Source organism: Burkholderia sp. AU6039, assembly GCF_002223365.1.
In the GTDB taxonomy this organism is placed as follows: Bacteria; Pseudomonadota; Gammaproteobacteria; order Burkholderiales; family Burkholderiaceae; genus Burkholderia.
The window spans coordinates 115,508-132,115 of sequence record NZ_NKFK01000003.1; the positions used below are offsets into that span (position 1 = coordinate 115,508).

The 16,608-nt window shown below is 66.6% G+C and carries 14 protein-coding genes; 11 read left to right on the forward strand and 3 right to left on the reverse strand.

Translation table 11 applies throughout. The annotated features are described in order from the left end of the window. Positions 1 to 18 precede the first annotated feature (18 nt). From holA to CFB39_RS03145, 3 genes are all read left to right on the forward strand, one after another. Positions 19 to 1,113 carry a DNA polymerase III subunit delta gene (gene holA, locus CFB39_RS03135; RefSeq protein ID WP_089472142.1) on the forward strand — a complete coding sequence of 365 codons (1,095 nt, stop codon included), beginning with the start codon at positions 19 to 21 and terminating at the stop codon, positions 1,111 to 1,113. A 138-nt stretch (positions 1,114 to 1,251) separates the two neighbouring features. Then, the gene (locus CFB39_RS03140) at positions 1,252 to 2,523 is read left to right on the forward strand and encodes a glutamate-5-semialdehyde dehydrogenase (RefSeq protein WP_089472143.1); all 1,272 of its coding nucleotides are present in this window, start codon (positions 1,252 to 1,254) and stop codon (positions 2,521 to 2,523) included. Positions 2,524 to 2,542: 19 nt separating this feature from the next. Then, the gene (locus CFB39_RS03145; RefSeq protein ID WP_089472144.1) at positions 2,543 to 2,965 is read left to right on the forward strand and encodes a CopD family protein; all 423 of its coding nucleotides are present in this window, start codon (positions 2,543 to 2,545) and stop codon (positions 2,963 to 2,965) included. A 106-nt stretch (positions 2,966 to 3,071) separates the two neighbouring features. On the opposite strand, the gene CFB39_RS03150 is transcribed toward CFB39_RS03145, so the two are convergent. Beyond that, positions 3,072 to 3,920 carry a MurR/RpiR family transcriptional regulator gene (locus tag CFB39_RS03150; RefSeq protein ID WP_089424485.1) on the reverse strand — a complete coding sequence of 283 codons (849 nt, stop codon included), beginning with the start codon at positions 3,918 to 3,920 and terminating at the stop codon, positions 3,072 to 3,074. A gap of 282 nt (positions 3,921 to 4,202) precedes the next feature. Between CFB39_RS03150 and edd the strand changes: the two genes are divergently transcribed. From edd to CFB39_RS03180, 4 genes are all read left to right on the forward strand, one after another. Continuing rightward, positions 4,203 to 6,059, forward strand: coding sequence for a phosphogluconate dehydratase (gene edd, locus CFB39_RS03160; RefSeq protein WP_089472145.1), 1,857 nt, complete (start codon positions 4,203 to 4,205; stop codon positions 6,057 to 6,059). Positions 6,060 to 6,078: 19 nt separating this feature from the next. After that, positions 6,079 to 6,705, forward strand: coding sequence for a bifunctional 4-hydroxy-2-oxoglutarate aldolase/2-dehydro-3-deoxy-phosphogluconate aldolase (eda, locus tag CFB39_RS03165; protein ID WP_011350938.1), 627 nt, complete (start codon positions 6,079 to 6,081; stop codon positions 6,703 to 6,705). Between the two features lie 219 nt (positions 6,706 to 6,924). Continuing rightward, positions 6,925 to 8,286, forward strand: a complete 1,362-nt coding sequence (locus tag CFB39_RS03175; protein WP_089472146.1) for a GntP family permease — start codon at positions 6,925 to 6,927, stop codon at positions 8,284 to 8,286. A gap of 13 nt (positions 8,287 to 8,299) precedes the next feature. Next, positions 8,300 to 8,803 carry a gluconokinase gene (locus CFB39_RS03180; RefSeq protein ID WP_047851621.1) on the forward strand — a complete coding sequence of 168 codons (504 nt, stop codon included), beginning with the start codon at positions 8,300 to 8,302 and terminating at the stop codon, positions 8,801 to 8,803. 77 nt (positions 8,804 to 8,880) lie between these two features. Here CFB39_RS03180 and CFB39_RS03185 read toward each other — a convergent pair whose 3' ends face one another. After that, positions 8,881 to 9,528, reverse strand: coding sequence for a TetR/AcrR family transcriptional regulator (locus CFB39_RS03185; RefSeq protein WP_089472147.1), 648 nt, complete (start codon positions 9,526 to 9,528; stop codon positions 8,881 to 8,883). Positions 9,529 to 9,811: 283 nt separating this feature from the next. On the opposite strand from CFB39_RS03185, the gene CFB39_RS03190 reads away from it, so the two are divergent. Continuing rightward, the gene (locus CFB39_RS03190) at positions 9,812 to 11,233 is read left to right on the forward strand and encodes an FAD-binding oxidoreductase (RefSeq protein ID WP_089472148.1); all 1,422 of its coding nucleotides are present in this window, start codon (positions 9,812 to 9,814) and stop codon (positions 11,231 to 11,233) included. A gap of 77 nt (positions 11,234 to 11,310) precedes the next feature. Here the strand turns inward: CFB39_RS03190 and purB are convergent, their stop codons facing one another. After that, positions 11,311 to 12,699: an adenylosuccinate lyase gene (gene purB / locus CFB39_RS03195; RefSeq protein ID WP_043191242.1), complete on the reverse strand. Its 1,389-nt coding sequence runs from the start codon at positions 12,697 to 12,699 to the stop codon at positions 11,311 to 11,313. 208 nt (positions 12,700 to 12,907) lie between these two features. On the opposite strand from purB, the gene CFB39_RS03200 reads away from it, so the two are divergent. The 3 genes from CFB39_RS03200 (at position 12,908) to CFB39_RS03210 (ending at position 16,558) form a co-directional block, all read left to right on the forward strand. After that, positions 12,908 to 13,861, forward strand: a complete 954-nt coding sequence (locus CFB39_RS03200) for a LysR substrate-binding domain-containing protein (protein ID WP_089424492.1) — start codon at positions 12,908 to 12,910, stop codon at positions 13,859 to 13,861. A 264-nt stretch (positions 13,862 to 14,125) separates the two neighbouring features. Continuing rightward, a complete protein-coding gene (locus CFB39_RS03205) occupies positions 14,126 to 15,412 on the forward strand; it encodes a Glu/Leu/Phe/Val dehydrogenase (RefSeq protein WP_011350945.1) in 1,287 nt (428 codons plus the stop codon). Positions 15,413 to 15,664: 252 nt separating this feature from the next. Beyond that, complete coding sequence (locus CFB39_RS03210; RefSeq protein ID WP_175238197.1) at positions 15,665 to 16,558, forward strand: glutamate/aspartate ABC transporter substrate-binding protein; 894 nt, start codon at positions 15,665 to 15,667, stop codon at positions 16,556 to 16,558. The last annotated feature ends 50 nt before the right edge of the window (positions 16,559 to 16,608 follow it).

The following is a 16,608-nucleotide window of genomic DNA, read 5'->3' on the forward strand; positions in this document are numbered from 1 at the left end:
TCGACGGCGCACGTATCGATGCAACTGCGACTTGATGCGCTGGAGCCGCACCTCGCGAAGGGGTTGGCCGGGCTCTATACCGTCTACGGCGACGAGCCGCTGCTCGCGCAGGAGGCGTGCGACCGCATTCGTGCGGCCGCGCGCGCGGCCGGCTTCACCGAGCGCTCGGTGCATACGGTCGAGCGCGGCTTCGACTGGAGCGTGCTGCTCGGCGCGACCCAGGCGATGTCGCTGTTCGGCGAGCGCCAGCTGATCGAGCTGCGCATTCCGTCGGGCAAGCCCGGCAAGGAAGGCGCCGATGCGCTGAAGACGCTCGCGGCCACGCCGAACCCCGACGCGCTGATGCTCGTCACGCTGCCGCGTCTCGACGCGGCCACGCAGAAATCCGCGTGGTTCACCGCGCTGCAGAACGGCGGCGTCGCGCTGAAGATCGATCCGGTCGACCGCGCGCAGCTGCCGAACTGGATCGGCCAGCGCCTCGCGCTGCAGGGCCAGCGCGCCGCGCCCGGCGAGGACGGGCGGCGCGCGCTGCAGTTCATCGCCGAGCGCGTCGAAGGCAACCTGCTCGCCGCACACCAGGAAATCCAGAAGCTCGGGCTGCTGTATCCGCAGGGTGCGCTGTCGTTCGAGCAGGTGCACGACGCGGTGCTGAACGTCGCGCGCTACGACGTCTTCAAGCTGAACGAAGCCATGCTCGCCGGCGACGCCGCGCGGCTCGCGCGGATGATCGACGGGCTGAAGGGCGAGGGCGAGGCGATCGTGCTCGTGATGTGGGCCGTCGTCGAGGAATTGCGCACGCTGCTGCGGATCAAGCGCGGCACGACGGCCGGCAAGCCGCTCGCGACGCTGCTGCGCGAGAACCGCGTGTGGGGGCCGCGCGAGCGGCTGATCGGTCCCGCGCTGAATCGCGTGTCCGAAGCCGTGCTCGAGAAGGCGCTCGCGTTTGCCGCGAAGCTCGACCGTCAGGTCAAGGGGCTCACGGCCGTCACGCCGGGCCGCCGTACGCAGGACGAACCGCCGCCCGATCCGTGGGACGGGCTGTTCCAGCTCGCGATGACGGTGGCCGGTGCCCGCGGCGAGCGACCGCCGACCGCGGGGCGCGTGCGACGCTAAGTCCCGTTCGGGCCTTCAGCGCGCGCTGCGCAACCCGCTTACAATGTTTCGATGGCTGGCGCGGCCTTCCGGCCGCCGCCGCTCACGCTTCCCCACGAATTCATGCCGCCCCGCGCGGCGCGCTTCTCGAGTCACACGATGGATATCGATCAGTACATGACCGACCTGGGCCGTCGCGCCCGGCACGCTTCCCGCGCGATGGCGCGCGCCAGCACGGCCGCGAAGAACGCGGCGCTCGACGCCGTGGCGCGCGCGATCGAACGCGACGCACAGGTGCTGAAGGACGCGAATGCGCGCGATGTCGCCCGTGCCCGTGAAAAGGGTCTCGATGCGGCGTTCGTCGATCGCCTGACGCTGTCGGACAAGGCGCTGAAGACGATGGTCGAAGGCTTGCGCCAGGTGGCGTCGCTGGCAGATCCGATCGGCGAGATCAGCAACCTCAAGTACCGCCCGAGCGGCATCCAGGTCGGCCAGATGCGCGTGCCGCTCGGCGTGATCGGCATCATCTACGAATCGCGCCCGAACGTGACGATCGACGCGGCGGCGCTGTGCCTGAAGTCGGGCAACGCGACGATCCTGCGCGGCGGCTCCGAGGCGCTCGAATCGAACGCGGCGCTCGCGAAGCTGATCGGCGAAGGGCTCGAGGCAGCCGGCCTGCCGCAGGACGCGGTGCAGGTCGTCGCGACGGCCGATCGCGCGGCGGTCGGCAAGCTGATCACGATGACCGAGTACGTCGACGTGATCGTGCCGCGCGGCGGCAAGAGCCTGATCGAGCGCCTGATCAACGAGGCGCGCGTGCCAATGATCAAGCACCTCGACGGCATCTGCCACGTGTACGTCGACGATCGCGCCGATCTCGCCAAGGCGCTGACCGTCTGCGACAACGCGAAGACGCACCGCTACGGCACCTGCAACACGATGGAGACGCTGCTCGTCGCGAGCGGCGTCGCGGCGACGCTGCTGCCGCCGCTCGGCAAGCTGTATCGCGACAAGCAGGTCGAACTGCGCGTCGACGCGGCCGCGCGCGCGGTGCTCGCCGATGCGGGCGTCGGCCCGCTCGTCGATGCCACCGAGGAGGACTGGCACACCGAGTATCTCGCGCCGGTGCTCGCGATCAAGGTCGTCGACGGTCTCGACGCCGCGATCGAGCACATCAATCATTACGGCTCGCACCACACGGACGCGATCGTCACCGAGGATCACGACCGCGCGATGCGGTTCCTGCGCGAAGTCGACTCGGCGAGCGTGATGGTCAACGCATCGACGCGCTTCGCGGACGGCTTCGAATTCGGCCTCGGCGCGGAAATCGGCATCTCGAACGACAAGCTGCACGCACGCGGCCCCGTCGGCCTGGAAGGCTTGACGTCGCTGAAGTACGTCGTGCTCGGACACGGCGAAGGCCGCCAATAAACAGCGAGGCGCACAATCGATGGCGATGCTCTGGGTCAAGACGTTCCATATCGTTCTGATCGCCGCGTGGTTTGCAGGGTTGTTCTACCTGCCGCGCATCTACGTGAACCTGGCCATGGAAACCGATCCGGCCGCCGTGCGTCGCCTGCTGCTGATGGCGCGCAAGCTGTTCCGCTTCATGACGATGATCGCGGTGCCGGCGCTGGCCTGCGGGCTGTGGCTCTGGCTGTCGATCGGCATCGGGCAGGGGCAGGGCTGGATTCACGCGAAGGTGACGGTCGTGCTGCTGCTGATCGTCTATCACGTGTATTGCGGGTATCTGCTGCGAGTGTTCGAGCGCGGCGAGAACCGCCGCACCGACAAGTGGTATCGCGTGTTCAACGAGCTGCCGGTGCTCGGCATGCTCGCGGCGGTCGCGCTGGTCGTGATCAAGCCGTTCTGAGCGGCATCGCCGGCGCAGTTGCCGGCGCGGCCTGATAGGCAAACGGCGCCCTGCGGGGCGCCGTTTGTCGTTTACGGTTTCTGCACGCGGTCGGCGCAGCGTCTGCTCAATCCTTCGTGCCGTCGTCGATCCGGCGGCGCGTGATCGCCTCCTTCGCGCGGCCGACCCGTTCCATCAGCGCGGGGCCGCGTGACAGCGCGACGCCGACCGCGAGGATGTCGCCGATCGCGAGATGCGACATCCGCGACGTCATCGGCGAGAACACGTCCGTTTCCTCCGCGACGTTCGACGCGAGACTCACCGTCGCGAGCTTCGCGAGCGGCGAATGGCTCTGCGTGATCGCGACGACCTTCGCGCCGCACGCGAGCGCGGAGCGCGCGGCGTCGACGATGTCGCGCGTGCGGCCGGTGTTCGAGATCGCGACGACGACGTCGTGCGGGCCGAGCAGCGCCGACGACATCGAGAACGTGTGCGGATCCGAATACGCGACGCTCGGCACGCCGAGCCGGAAGAACTTGTGCTGGATGTCCTGCGCGGCGATGCCCGAGCCGCCGGCGCCGTAGAACTCGATCCGCGACGCGTTCGACAACAGCCCGATCGCCTCGGCGACGCTGCCGGCGGACAGGCTGTTGCGCACCTCGATCAGTGCACCGATCGTGCGGTCGAACACCTTGCCGATGATGCCGGGCGCCGGTTCGTCGGGCTCGACGTCGCGATAGACCGACGACACGCCCGGCGCGACGCTCTGCGCGAGCCGGATCTTGAATTCGCGAAAGCCGCTGCAGCCGAGCGCCTGGCAGAAGCGGGCGATCGTCGGCTGGCTGACGCCCGCGCGCGTCGACAGCTCGGTCATCGCGAGGTCGAGCACCTCGCGCGGCGCGGCGAGGATGTAGTCGGCGAGCTTGCGCTCGGACGGGCGCAACTCGGCGCGGATCGCTTCAATGCGGGGCAGCATGGGACGGCAGGCAGAAATCGGGTTCGGATGAGCGAGTGTATCGCAATCGAATTGTAGAAAATCTACAAGAAAATACTAGCGCGGGTGCGGTGCTTTCAGTGAGGTGGATTAGGGTTTTCACTAAGTATCGCCTTGCTGGTAGCGGGAATGGGGGTTGCGGGTCGACGAATCCGCATTGCATGCGTGTAGTTTTTCTACTAGACTGGCTTCGTTCTGTCGACGCATTCGACCGTCCCCACGATTCCAACCGCCGGTGTCGGCCGGCATACAGGAGCGCCCAGCATGACGCCGCTGCACCCCACTCTGGCGAAGGTCACCGAACGCGTGATCGCCCGCAGCCAATCGACCCGTTCCGCCTATCTGCAGCGCATCGACGGCGCGCAGGGCAAGTTCCCGGCACGCGGCGCGCTATCGTGCGCGAACCTCGCGCACGGCTTCGCCGGCCTCGAGGGTAACGACAAGTTCTCGATCAAGGCGATCCGCGAGCCGAACATCGGCATCGTGTCCTCGTACAACGAGATGCTGTCCGCGCATGCGCCGTACAAGGATTTCCCCGAGATCATCAAGGCGGCCGCGCGCGAGAACGGCGGCGTCGCGCAGTTCGCGGGCGGCGTGCCGGCGATGTGTGACGGCGTCACGCAGGGCAACCCGGGGATGGAGCTGTCGCTGTTCTCGCGCGAGGCGATCGCGATGGGCACGGCGATCGCGCTCACGCACAACATGTTTGACGCGGCGCTCTGCCTCGGCATCTGCGACAAGATCGTGCCGGGCCTGCTGATCGGCGCGCTGCAGTTCGGCCACCTGCCGACGATCTTCGTGCCGGCCGGCCCGATGACGAGCGGCCTGTCGAACGACGACAAGGCGAAGATCCGCCAGCAGTTCGCGACCGGCCAGGTCGGCCGCGACGCGCTGCTCGAAGCCGAATCCGCCGCCTATCACGGCCACGGCACCTGCACGTTCTACGGCACCGCGAACAGCAACCAGATGCTGATGGAGCTGATGGGGCTGCACCTGCCGGGCTCGGCATTCGTCCACCCGCACACGCCGCTGCGCACCGCGCTCACCGCCGAGGCTGCGCGCCGCGTGCTCGACCTGACCGTCGAGCGCGGCCACTACACGCCGATCGGCCACGTGATCGACGAGAAGGCGATCGTCAACGGGATCGTCGCGCTGCTGGCGACGGGCGGCTCGACCAACCACACGCTGCACCTCGTCGCGATCGCGCGCGCGGCCGGCATCCTGATCGACTGGAACGATTTCGACGAACTGTCGGCCGTCGTGCCGCTGCTCGCGAAGATCTACCCGAACGGCAAGGCCGACGTGAACCATTTCCACGCGGCGGGCGGCGTGGCCTTCCTGGTACGCAACCTGCTCGAAGGCGGGCTGCTGCACGAGGACGTGACGACGGTCGCCGGCAAGGGTCTGTCGCACTACACGAAGGAGCCGAAGCTGATCGACGGCAAGCTGACGTGGGTCGACGGCGCGGCCGAGAGCCACGACACGAAGGTGCTGCGCGGCATCCGCGACCCGTTCCAGCCGGACGGTGGCCTGCGCCTGATGCAGGGCCGCCTCGGCCGCGGCGTGATCAAGATTTCGGCGGTCGCGCCCGAGCACCGCAAGGTGACGGCGCCCGCGATCGTGTTCGATTCGCAGGAAGCCGTGCAGGAAGCGTTCGATCGCGGCGAGCTGAAGCGCGATTTCGTCGCGGTGGTGCGCTTCCAGGGCGCGCGCGCGAACGGGATGCCCGAGCTGCACCGTTTGACGCCGCTGCTCGGCGTGCTGCAGGATCAGGGCTTCCACGTCGCGCTGGTCACCGACGGCCGCATGTCGGGCGCGTCGGGCAAGGTGCCGGCCGTGATCCACGTGTCGCCGGAAGCGCTGCTGGCCGGCCCGCTCGGCAAGGTGAAGACGGGCGATACGCTCGTGATCGACGCGGAAGCCGGCGTGCTCGATATCGAGGTCGACGCCGCCGAGTGGCAGGCGCGCCCGGTCGCGCAGCCGCTGCACCAGGCCGAGAACGAGGTCGGTTTCGGGCGTGAACTGTTCGGCGTGTTCCGCGCGGCCGCCGCGCCGGCCGAGCAGGGCGCATCGGTTTTCGGCGCGCTGGTCGGCGAAACGGCCGCCCACGTCGCCGCATGAATTTCAAGGAGCCAATTCAATGAAGACGATTGCTGAAATCGTGAAGCTGGGCCCGGTCATCCCGGTGCTCGCATTCGACTCGGTCGAGCAGGGCGAACACGTGTCGCGTGCATTGCACGCAGGCGGCGTGAAGGTGCTCGAGATCACGCTGCGCACGCCGGCCGGCCTGGAAGCGATCCAGCGCGCCAGCCAGCTCGCGGACGACATCGTCGTCGGCGTCGGCACGATCACGAAGCCGGAGCATTGCGAGCAGGCCAAGCGCGCGGGCGCGAAGTTCGGCGTGTCGCCGGGCCTGACGAAGGAGCTGCACCTCGCGTCGCTCGACGCGGGCCTGCCGCTGCTGCCGGGCGTGATGACGCCGAGCGACATCATCCAGGCGCTCGAATTCGGCTACGAGATCGTGAAGTTCTTCCCCGCGCAGCAAGCGGGCGGCGTGCCGATGCTGCAGGCGTTCCACGGCCCGTTCCCGGCGCTGAAGTTCTGCCCGACCGGCGGCATCACCGTCGAAACCGCGCCGAATTTCCTGAAACTGCCGAACGTCGTGTGCGTCGGCGGCTCGTGGCTCACGCCGAAAGCCGCGCTCGCCGCGCAGGACTGGGCCGAAGTCACGCGCCTCGCGCAAGCCGCGAGCCAGCTTCCCCGATAAGACTTGTACGAGATGACGGTTTGACCCTCGGAAAGCGAGCCTTAGTGCTTGTTTTACCGAGGGTTTTTGCTGATGGAACCGGTTCTATCCGTGGACCGTAAAGATAAGTAAAATTCAGCGTCCTGACGGGGTGGGTACCCCCCGTGTTTCGGAGACCTGCATAGCCGGGCATACTCGCAACAACTCGCCCGGTTCGAACAATTCTAGGAGGAGTGCCACATGGGGGCTGTCCAAGGCAGCATGCTGCTCGTATTCACGCTGATCGCGATTGCCGCGCTGATCCTGATGATCGCGCGCTACAAGATCTACCCGTTCCTGGTGCTGATCATCGTGTCGCTCGGCCTCGGCCTGGTCGTCGGCATGCCGATGGACAAGATCGTCAAGTCGTTCGAGACGGGCACCGGCGGTACGCTCGGCCACATCGCGATCGTCGTCGGCCTCGGCACGATGCTCGGCAAGATGATGGCCGAATCGGGCGGCGCCGAACGGATCGCGACCACGCTGATCGACTGGTTCGGTGAAAAGAACATCCACTGGGCGATGATGTTCGTCGCGATCATCGTCGGCTTGCCGGTGTTCTTCGAAGTCGGCTTCGTGCTGCTGATCCCGATCGCGTTCAACGTCGCGAAGCGCACCGGCAAGTCGCTGCTCGTCGTCGGCCTGCCGATGGTGGCCGGCCTGTCCGTCGTGCACGGCCTGATCCCGCCGCACCCGGCCGCGTTGCTGGCCGTTCAGCAATACGGCGCCGATATCGGCAAGACGATCGCGTTCGGCCTGATCGTCGGCGTGCCGACCGCGATCATCGCGGGCCCGCTGTTCGCGCTGACGATCTCGAAGTTCGTGAAGCTGCCGGAGAACAACCCGCTCGCCGCGCAGTTCGTCGACTCGCGCGCGAACGGTGAAAAGCGCGAGCTGCCGAGCTTCGGCATCACGCTGTTCACGATCCTGCTGCCCGTCGTGCTGATGCTCGTCGGCAGCTGGGCCGACCTGGTGTTCACGCCGAAGTCGCTGCCGAACAACCTGCTGCGCTTTGCCGGCAACTCGGACGTCGCGCTGCTGATCGCCGTGCTCGTGAGCTTTTTCACATTCGGCAAGCTGCAGGGCTTCAACCGCGACCAGATCCAGAAGTTCTGCGGCGAGTGCCTGGCACCGATCGCGGGCATCACGCTGATCGTCGGCGCGGGCGGCGGCTTCGGCGGCGTCCTGCGCGACAGCGGGATTTCGCAGCAGATCGTCGAGACGGCGAAGCACGCGCATCTGTCGCCGCTGCTGCTCGGCTGGTTCGTCGCCGCGCTGATGCGTCTCGCGACGGGTTCGGCGACGGTCGCGATGACGACGGCCTGCGGCATCGTCGCGCCGATCGCGGCGGCGTCCGGCGCGGCGGTCAGCCCGGAACTGCTGGTGCTCGCCACCGGCTCGGGCTCGCTGATCTTCTCGCACGTGAACGACGGCGGCTTCTGGCTGATCAAGGAATACTTCGGGATGACGGTCGGTCAGACGTTCAAGACCTGGTCGTTGCTCGAAACGATCATCTCGGTGCTCGGCCTCGGCTTTACACTGCTGCTGAGCATGGTTCTGTAACAAGGGGTAGTCAATGATTCTGATCGCAATGGGCGTGTCGGGCGCCGGCAAGTCGCTGATCGGCGAAATGCTGGCGGAACGCCTGTCGTGCAGCTATACCGATGGCGACGCGTTTCACAGCGCGGCGAACAAGGAGAAGATGCACAACGGCATTCCGCTGACCGACGACGACCGCTGGCCGTGGCTGCGCACGATCCGCGCGGCCATCGAGGAAAAGCAGCGTGCCGGTGAGACGGCCGTGTTCACGTGCTCGTCGCTGAAGCGGTCGTACCGCGACGTGCTGCGCGGCACCGACACCGACGTGCGGTTCGTGTATCTGAAGGGTTCGTTCGAGGTGTTGCACGAGCGCCTGAAGAGCCGCACCGGCCATTTCTTCGATCCGTCGCTGCTGAAGAGCCAGCTCGACACGCTCGAGGAGCCGGGCCCGGACGAAGCGATCGAGGTCAGCATCGAGCTGACGCCCGAACAGATCGTCGATCAGGTCATGCTGAAGATCGGCATCGCGCAGCAGCACTGAGCGCGGTTCGCGGCAATCGTCATGGAAAAGGCGCCTTCGGGCGCCTTTTTCGTTGGCGGCTCGTCGTCGCGGGCCGGTCAGGCCGCGTGCGCCTGCTTCGCGATGCCGTCGAGCAGCACGTCGAGCATCGTGTCGTGCACGGCTGCCGGATCGAGCTGCGCATAGAGCGGGGCGGCCGCCTTGACGAGCGGATGCGCGGCGTCGGACAGCGCTGCCATTTCCGCGAGTTCGACGTCGTTCGCGGCGCGCGTGAGGCCGCCGGCTTCGGCCGCGGCCAGCCCGATCACGCTCGCATACCAGCCGACACACACCGACGGCAGCGCCGCGCGCGGGATGCCGGCGTCGGCCAGCGCGCGATGCACGGCCTCGATGTGCGCGAGATCGGCCGGCCCGGTGCTCATGTGCCGCTGCAGCAGCGCGAACGCAGCCGGGTAGCGCAGCGCGAGCGCGCGGTACTGGCGCGCCAGGTCGCGCAGCCGTTCGCGCCACGGCAGTGACGGATCAACCGGTACGAGCGAGCGCGACAGCGCGTTCGCGATCGCGCGGCTCAGGCCTTCCTTCGACTTGAAGTGGTACAGCACGCTCATCGGGTCGCAGCCGACCGACTGCGCGAGCTTGCGCACGCTGAACGCGGCTTCGCCGACGTCTTCGAGCAGCGCGAGGGCGGCCGCGACGATCGCATCCTTGTCGAGGCCGCGCGGGCCCTGGGCGGGTTTGTCTTTCATCGATGCGGGCTGGCGAGCCGGTGCGGCACCGGCTGTAAACTTGACGAAAGCTTATTCTACACTGTAGAATTATTTCTGCGGTGTAGAAATTGGGTGTCCCGGCACCTTTCAATACGTGCTTTCGCACAGTCCGGGATCCAGGCGGCACGAGCGTGCCGCCGTCAACACGGGCCATCACGCCCCTTTTCTCGTTGACACCCATGTGGAACCGGCTGCCCCACCCGCGAAGCCTCGACGCAACGAGGCCCTTCGACAGGCGGCCCAAGACCATGCAAGTGCAATCATGACTTTCAACAATCCATCCCTGATCCAGGGCGAATCGCGTTTTGAACAAACGCAACTGAACATCGAAAAAGACAACTGGAACTGGTGCGAGCCGGCCCGCTACGACGGCGAGCACCCGGCGAACTGGTACGAGGCGTCTTTGTCGCGCCATGAAAACAGCGTGCCGCTCGCGCACGACGCCGTGTGCGACGTGCTCGTGATCGGCGCGGGCCTGCTCGGCGCATCGGCCGCGCTGCATCTCGCGGAAGCGGGTGTCGACACGATCCTCGTCGACAAGCACCACGTCGGCTCGGCCGCGTCGGGCCGCAACGGCGGGCAACTGACGCCCGGCCTCGCGCGCTGGGAAGCCGCCGACATGATCGACTACCTGTCGCACGACGACGCGAAGCGGCTGTGGCGCTTCGCATCGGCCGAATCGATGGACCTGATCGATGCGATCGGCGCACGTTACGCGCTCGAGCTCGACCGCAAGCGCGGCCACATCACCGCGGCGGTGCACCCGGGCCACATGAGCGCGCTGCTGGACGGCGCGGATGCGCGCCGTCATCTCGGCGACGCGGGCGTGACGCTCGTCGGCCGCCATCAGCTGCATGACGACTACGTGCGCTCGGGGCTGTATCACGGCGCGGCGATCGACGCGATCGGCGGACAGATTCATCCGCTCGCGCTGGTGCGCGGCCTCGTGCACGGCTTCCGGCTGAACGGCGGCGCGCTGTTCGAGGGCACCGAGGTGCTCGATCTCGACGAGACGCCGGAGGGCGTCGTCGCGACGACGCCGGGCGGCACGATCACCGCGCGCCGCGGCGTCGTGCTCGCGCTGCACAACACGACGTTCCGGCTGCTCGACGACGGCGCGGCGACCACGGTGCCGTTCTTTACCTACGTGAGCGTGACGGCGCCGCTCGACGTCGACGTCGCGACGCTGATGCCGGCCGGCATGCCCGTGTACGACACGCAGTTCCAGATCGACTATTACCGGCCGGTCCGCGGCAACCGCCTGCTGTTCGGCGGGCAGGGCACCGGCACGTGCTGGGCGCAGCCCGACGTGAACGCGTACCTGCTGACGCGGCTGAACACGGTGTTCCCGCAGCACGACGGCCGGTTCGCGCTCGACTACTGCTGGAGCGGCGTCAGCGACTTCACGCTGAACGGCGCGACCGACAGCCGCAAGACCGACGGCCGTGTGCCGATGTACATGGTGCAGGGCTGGAGCGGCCACGGCGTCGCGCAGACGGTGCGGATCGGCAAGGCGATCTGCGACGATTTCGTCGGACGCAACGACGATTTCTCGATGCTGACCGGCATCGACCATCGGGCGATTCCGCTCGGCCGTCAGTTGTCGCCGATCGCGATTCCGGCCGCGAAGGCCGCGATGAGCGTGATGAGCGCGCTCAACCCGGGGCGGATGATCTCGTTCTGATGCTGCCGCGGCAGGCAACGAAAAAGCCCGATGCGATTGCTCGCATCGGGCTTTTTTACGTGCGCAGACGGCGGCGCTTACGCGATCCGCTTCGCGAGTTCGACGGCCTTGCCGATGTACGACGCCGGCGTCATCGCGAGCAGAAGATCCTTCGCGTCTTGCGGGATCGCGAGCGTGCCGACGAATTCCTGCAGCGCTTCGCGCGTGATGCCCTTGCCGCGCGTCAATTCCTTCAGCTGCTCGTACGGGTTCTCGATGCCGTAGCGGCGCATCACCGTCTGCACCGGCTCGGCGAGCACTTCCCAGCAGTTGTCGAGGTCTTCGTTCAGGCGCTGCGGGTTCACTTCGAGCTTGTCGAGGCCGCGGATCAGCGAGTCGTACGCGAGCAGCGAGTAGCCGAGCGCGACGCCCATGTTGCGCAGCACCGTCGAGTCGGTCAGGTCGCGCTGCCAGCGCGACACCGGCAGCTTGTCGGCGAGGTGGCGCAGCGTCGCGTTCGCGAGGCCGAGGTTGCCTTCCGAGTTCTCGAAGTCGATCGGGTTGACCTTGTGCGGCATCGTCGACGAGCCGATTTCACCGGCTTTCGTCTTCTGCTTGAAGTAGCCGACCGAGATGTAGCCCCACACGTCGCGGTCGAGGTCGAGCAGGATCGTGTTCGCGCGCGCCACGGCGTCGAACAGCTCGGCCATGTAGTCGTGCGGCTCGATCTGGATCGTGTACGGGTTGAACGTGAGCTTCAGGCGGTTCTCGATCACGTCGCGCGAGAACGCTTCCCAGTCGAATTCCGGATACGCCGACAGATGCGCGTTGAAGTTGCCGACCGCGCCGTTCATCTTGCCGAGGATCTCGACCTTCTCGATGCGCGTGATCGCACGGGCGAGGCGGGCCGCGACGTTCGCGAGCTCCTTGCCGAGCGTCGTCGGGCTGGCCGGCTGGCCGTGCGTGCGCGACAGCATCGGCTGCTCGGCGTGCGCGTGCGCGAGTGCGACGAGGCGCTGGTAGACCGTGCGCAGGGCCGGCAGGATCACGTGTTCGCGCGCACCGGCGAGCATCATGCCGTGCGACGTGTTGTTGATGTCTTCCGACGTGCACGCGAAGTGGATGAATTCGCTGGCCTTTTCGAGTTCTTCCTGGCCCTTCACCGATTCCTTCAGCCAGTATTCGACGGCCTTCACGTCGTGGTTCGTCACGCGCTCGATGTCCTTGATGCGGGCGGCGTCGTGCGCGGTGAAGCGCTCGGCGAGCTGCAGCAGGAACTGTTCGGACGCATCGGAGAAGCGCGGGACTTCCGCGAAGCCGGCGCGCGACAGCGCGATCAGCCAGTGCACCTCGACGGTGACGCGGTGGCGCATGAAGGCGGCTTCGGAGAGCCAGTCGCGCAGCGCTTCGGTCTTGCTGGCGTAGCGGCCGTCGATGGGCGAAAGCGCGGTGAGGGCGAAAAGCGTATCGGGACGAGTGTCGGACATGATCGGGCGGGCCTTGGGGCCGGGTCGAGCGAGGGGAGGGAGAATCCGGCATTTTACCATTGGCGCGGGACGATCCCGGCCGCGCGCGGATACCGCGCCGGCGCGCGTGCGCGGCAGGGCGCCGGGCCGCTCGCCGCAACGCCGGCCGGGCCCGCCCGCCGGTAGAATGCAGGCTTCTTCCCGACCGCCGCCCGCCGCGCCCGCCTGCATGGAACTGAAATGGCTCGAAGACTTCGTTTCGCTCGCGGAAACGCGCAGCTTTAGCCGGTCCGCCGAGCTGCGGCACGTGTCGCAGCCGGCGTTTTCGCGGCGCATCCAGGCGCTCGAGGCATGGCTCGCGACCGAACTGATCGATCGTTCGGTTTATCCGACGCGGCTCACGCAGGCCGGGCAGATCTTCTACGAACAGGCGCTGACGATGCTGTCGCAGGCGCACGAGGCGCGCACGCTGCTGCGCGGCCACGTCGGCGCGCCGGTGCCGACGATCGAGTTCGCGGTGCCGCACACGCTGTCGCTCACGTATTTTCCGCGCTGGCTGCAGCGGATCGAGGCGAAGATGGGCCAGGTCCACACGCGGCTGCGCGCGCTGAACGTGCACGATGCGGTGCTGTCGCTCGTCGAGGGCGGCTGCGATCTCGTGATGGGCTACCACCACCCGAGCCATCCGGTCGCGCTCGACCCGGCGCGCTACGACATGCTGATCCTCGGCAGCGAGCCGATCAGCCCGTTCTCGGCGCCGGGCCGCGCGGGGCGGCCGCGCTATACGCTGCCCGGCACGGCCGACGCACGCGTGCCGTACCTGTCCTATACGCCGAACGCGTATCTCGGCCGGATGACGGAAGTCATCGTCGCGAATGCGACGACACCGCTGTTCCTCGATCGCGTCTACGAGACCGACATGGCCGAAGGGCTGAAGGCGATGGCGCTCGCGGGCCACGGGGTCGCGTTCCTGCCGCACAGCGCGGTCGAGGATGCGGTCGCGGGCGGCCGCCTGATCCGGCTCGACCGGTCGGTGCGCGGCGGCGCGCACCCGTTCACGCTGACGATGGAGATCCGGCTGTACTGCGACAAGCTCGCGCTGCAGGGCGACGATCCCCGCCAGAAGCTCGTGCGTGCGCTGTGGGACGTCGTGCGCGACGAATTGCGCGAAACCGCGGGTTAACCGTGGGCGGTTAACCGCCGGCCTGCTGTCGTCGAGCTTGCGAAGCCTGTCGGACGGCTGTCCGGCGGCCGTCCCGCCGCCAGGAAACACGATTTTTCACGCACGCGATGCACGATCGATCGCGGGCGTTCTTGCGCAAATCGACCGCGGATTTGCGAAAAATCGCGATCATGCAAGAAACGCATAATCGAATAAGCAAACGGCATTGGATAAAAAAAACGGGTTTTTCGACAATGTGCGCACCTGTTGACCGTTGGAGCATCCATGTCTTCGCAATTGCAGTCCATCCCGTCCTACCTGCACGCCGACGATCTCGGCCCGTGGGGCAACTACCTTCAGCAAGTCGATCGCGTCGCGCCGTATCTCGGCTCGCTGTCGCGCTGGCTCGAAACGCTGAAGCGCCCGAAGCGCATCCTGATCGTCGACTGCCCCATCGAGCTCGATAACGGGACCGTCGCGCACTTCGAAGGCTATCGCGTGCAGCACAACGTGTCGCGCGGCCCGGGCAAGGGCGGCGTGCGCTACCACCAGGACGTGACGCTGTCGGAAGTGATGGCACTGTCCGCATGGATGTCGGTCAAGAACGCGGCCGTGAACGTGCCGTACGGCGGCGCGAAGGGCGGTATCCGCGTCGACCCGCGCAAGCTGTCGCGTGGTGAGCTCGAGCGCGTGACGCGCCGCTACACCAGCGAAATCGGCATCATCATCGGCCCGAACACCGACATTCCGGCGCCGGACGTCAACACCAACGAACAGGTGATGGCGTGGATGATGGACACGTACTCGATGAACCAGGGCCAGACGTCGACCGGCGTCGTGACCGGCAAGCCGATCGCGCTCGGCGGTTCGCTCGGCCGCAAGGAAGCAACGGGCCGCGGCGTGTTCGTCGTCGGCAGCGAAGCGGCGAAGAAGAAGGGCCTCGAGATCGAAGGCGCACGCATCGCGGTGCAGGGCTTCGGCAACGTCGGCGGCATCGCGGCGAAGCTGTTCCAGGAAGCGGGTGCGAAGGTGATCGCGGTGCAGGATCACACGGGCACGATCTACCAGCCGGCCGGTCTGGATTCGAACAAGCTGCTCGACCACGTCGCACGCACGGGCGGCGTCGCGGGCTTCGAAGGCGCGGAGCCGATGCCGAATGACGAGTTCTGGACGGTCGAAACCGACATCCTGATCCCGGCGGCACTGGAAAACCAGATCACCGAGAAGAACGCAGGGAAGATCCGCACGAAGATCATCGTCGAAGGCGCGAACGGCCCGACGACCACGGCGGCGGACGACATCCTGACCGCGAACGGCGTGCTGGTGATCCCGGACGTGATCGCGAACGCGGGTGGCGTGACCGTGTCGTACTTCGAATGGGTGCAGGATTTCTCGAGCTTCTTCTGGACGGAAGACGAGATCAACCACCGTCTCGAACGCGTGATGCGCGAAGCGTTCTCCGGCGTGTGGGCGGTCGCGGAAGAGCACAAGGTGTCGGTGCGTACCGCAGCGTTCATCGTTGCGTGCAAGCGCATCCTGATGGCGCGCGAAATGCGCGGCCTGTACCCCTGATCGGCAGTTGCCGATTTCAGATCGGTTGACTACGATCAATCCATGACGCAATCCATCCGGTTGCGTGCATGAACCCTCGCGGGCGGTGCCGAATCCGGCATCGCCCGCGCGCGCATTCAGGCGCCGGAAGGGGCGCCCGAAGCCGGGAGGAAGGCTTCGCGCAGCGCGATTCGTAGTGCGGTAAACAACCAGTACTTTCAAAAATATTACTTTGATACACTGGCGCGGGTTTTAGCCAAGGAGATGACCAAAATGAAATACCAAAAGGCAGTCCTGATGTTCGCGGCGCTTTGCGCGTTCGCAAGCGGCGCGCATGCTCAGGAGACGGGCACGCTGAAGAAGATCAAGGACACGGGCGTGATCGCGCTGGGGCACCGCGAATCGTCGATTCCGTTCTCCTACTACGACCAGAACCAGCAGGTGGTCGGCTATTCGCGCGAATTCCAGCTGAAGGTGGTGGACGCGGTGAAGAAGAAGCTGAACCTGCCGAACCTGCAGGTGAAGAACATTCCGGTCACGTCGCAGAACCGCATCCCGCTCGTGCAGAACGGCACGGTCGACATCGAGTGCGGCTCGACCACCAACAACGCGGAACGCCAGCAGCAGGCCTCGTTCTCCGACACGATCTTCGTGATCGGCACGCGCCTGATGACGAAGAAGGATTCGGGCGTCAAGGATTTCGCCGACCTGAAGGGCAAGACGGTCGTGACCACCGCCGGCACGACGTCCGAGCGCCTGCTGCGCAAGATGAACAACGACAAGCAGCTCGGCATGAACATCATCAGCGCGAAGGATCACGGCGATTCGTTCAATACGCTGGAATCGGGCCGCGCGGTCGCGTTCATGATGGATGACGCGCTGCTCGCGGGCGAACGCGCGAAGGCGAAGCAGCCGGCCGAGTGGGTGATCGTCGGCACGCCGCAATCGGAAGAGGCGTACGGCTGCATGATGCGCAAGGGCGATGCGGACTTCAAGAAGGTCGTCGACGACGCGATCTCGCAAGTCGAGAAGTCGGGCGAAGCCGCGAAGATCTACGCGAAGTGGTTCGAGAACCCGATCCCGCCGAAGGGGCTGAACCTGAACTTCCCGCTGTCCGATTCGATGAAGAAGCTGTACGCGAACCCGAACGACAAGGCGCTCGACTGACCGCACGGCCGTTGATGCAGAAATGACGCTAATGAGACGGAAGAGGCCAC

Excerpts from the sequence above, each read along its gene's own strand:
- holA (WP_089472142.1), top strand. The coding sequence starts at position 19 with ATGCAACTGCGACTTGATGCGCTGGAGCCGCACCTCGCGAAGGGGTTG.
- CFB39_RS03185 (WP_089472147.1), bottom strand. The coding sequence starts at position 9,528 with ATGAAAGACAAACCCGCCCAGGGCCCGCGCGGCCTCGACAAGGATGCG.
- eda (WP_011350938.1), top strand. The coding sequence starts at position 6,079 with ATGAAGACGATTGCTGAAATCGTGAAGCTGGGCCCGGTCATCCCGGTG.
- CFB39_RS03145 (WP_089472144.1), top strand. The coding sequence starts at position 2,543 with ATGGCGATGCTCTGGGTCAAGACGTTCCATATCGTTCTGATCGCCGCG.
- purB (WP_043191242.1), bottom strand. The coding sequence starts at position 12,699 with ATGTCCGACACTCGTCCCGATACGCTTTTCGCCCTCACCGCGCTTTCG.
- CFB39_RS03210 (WP_175238197.1), top strand. The coding sequence starts at position 15,665 with ATGAAATACCAAAAGGCAGTCCTGATGTTCGCGGCGCTTTGCGCGTTC.
- CFB39_RS03180 (WP_047851621.1), top strand. The coding sequence starts at position 8,300 with ATGATTCTGATCGCAATGGGCGTGTCGGGCGCCGGCAAGTCGCTGATC.
- CFB39_RS03200 (WP_089424492.1), top strand. The coding sequence starts at position 12,908 with ATGGAACTGAAATGGCTCGAAGACTTCGTTTCGCTCGCGGAAACGCGC.
- CFB39_RS03205 (WP_011350945.1), top strand. The coding sequence starts at position 14,126 with ATGTCTTCGCAATTGCAGTCCATCCCGTCCTACCTGCACGCCGACGAT.
- edd (WP_089472145.1), top strand. The coding sequence starts at position 4,203 with ATGACGCCGCTGCACCCCACTCTGGCGAAGGTCACCGAACGCGTGATC.
- CFB39_RS03150 (WP_089424485.1), bottom strand. The coding sequence starts at position 3,920 with ATGCTGCCCCGCATTGAAGCGATCCGCGCCGAGTTGCGCCCGTCCGAG.
- CFB39_RS03175 (WP_089472146.1), top strand. The coding sequence starts at position 6,925 with ATGGGGGCTGTCCAAGGCAGCATGCTGCTCGTATTCACGCTGATCGCG.
- CFB39_RS03190 (WP_089472148.1), top strand. The coding sequence starts at position 9,812 with ATGACTTTCAACAATCCATCCCTGATCCAGGGCGAATCGCGTTTTGAA.
- CFB39_RS03140 (WP_089472143.1), top strand. The coding sequence starts at position 1,252 with ATGGATATCGATCAGTACATGACCGACCTGGGCCGTCGCGCCCGGCAC.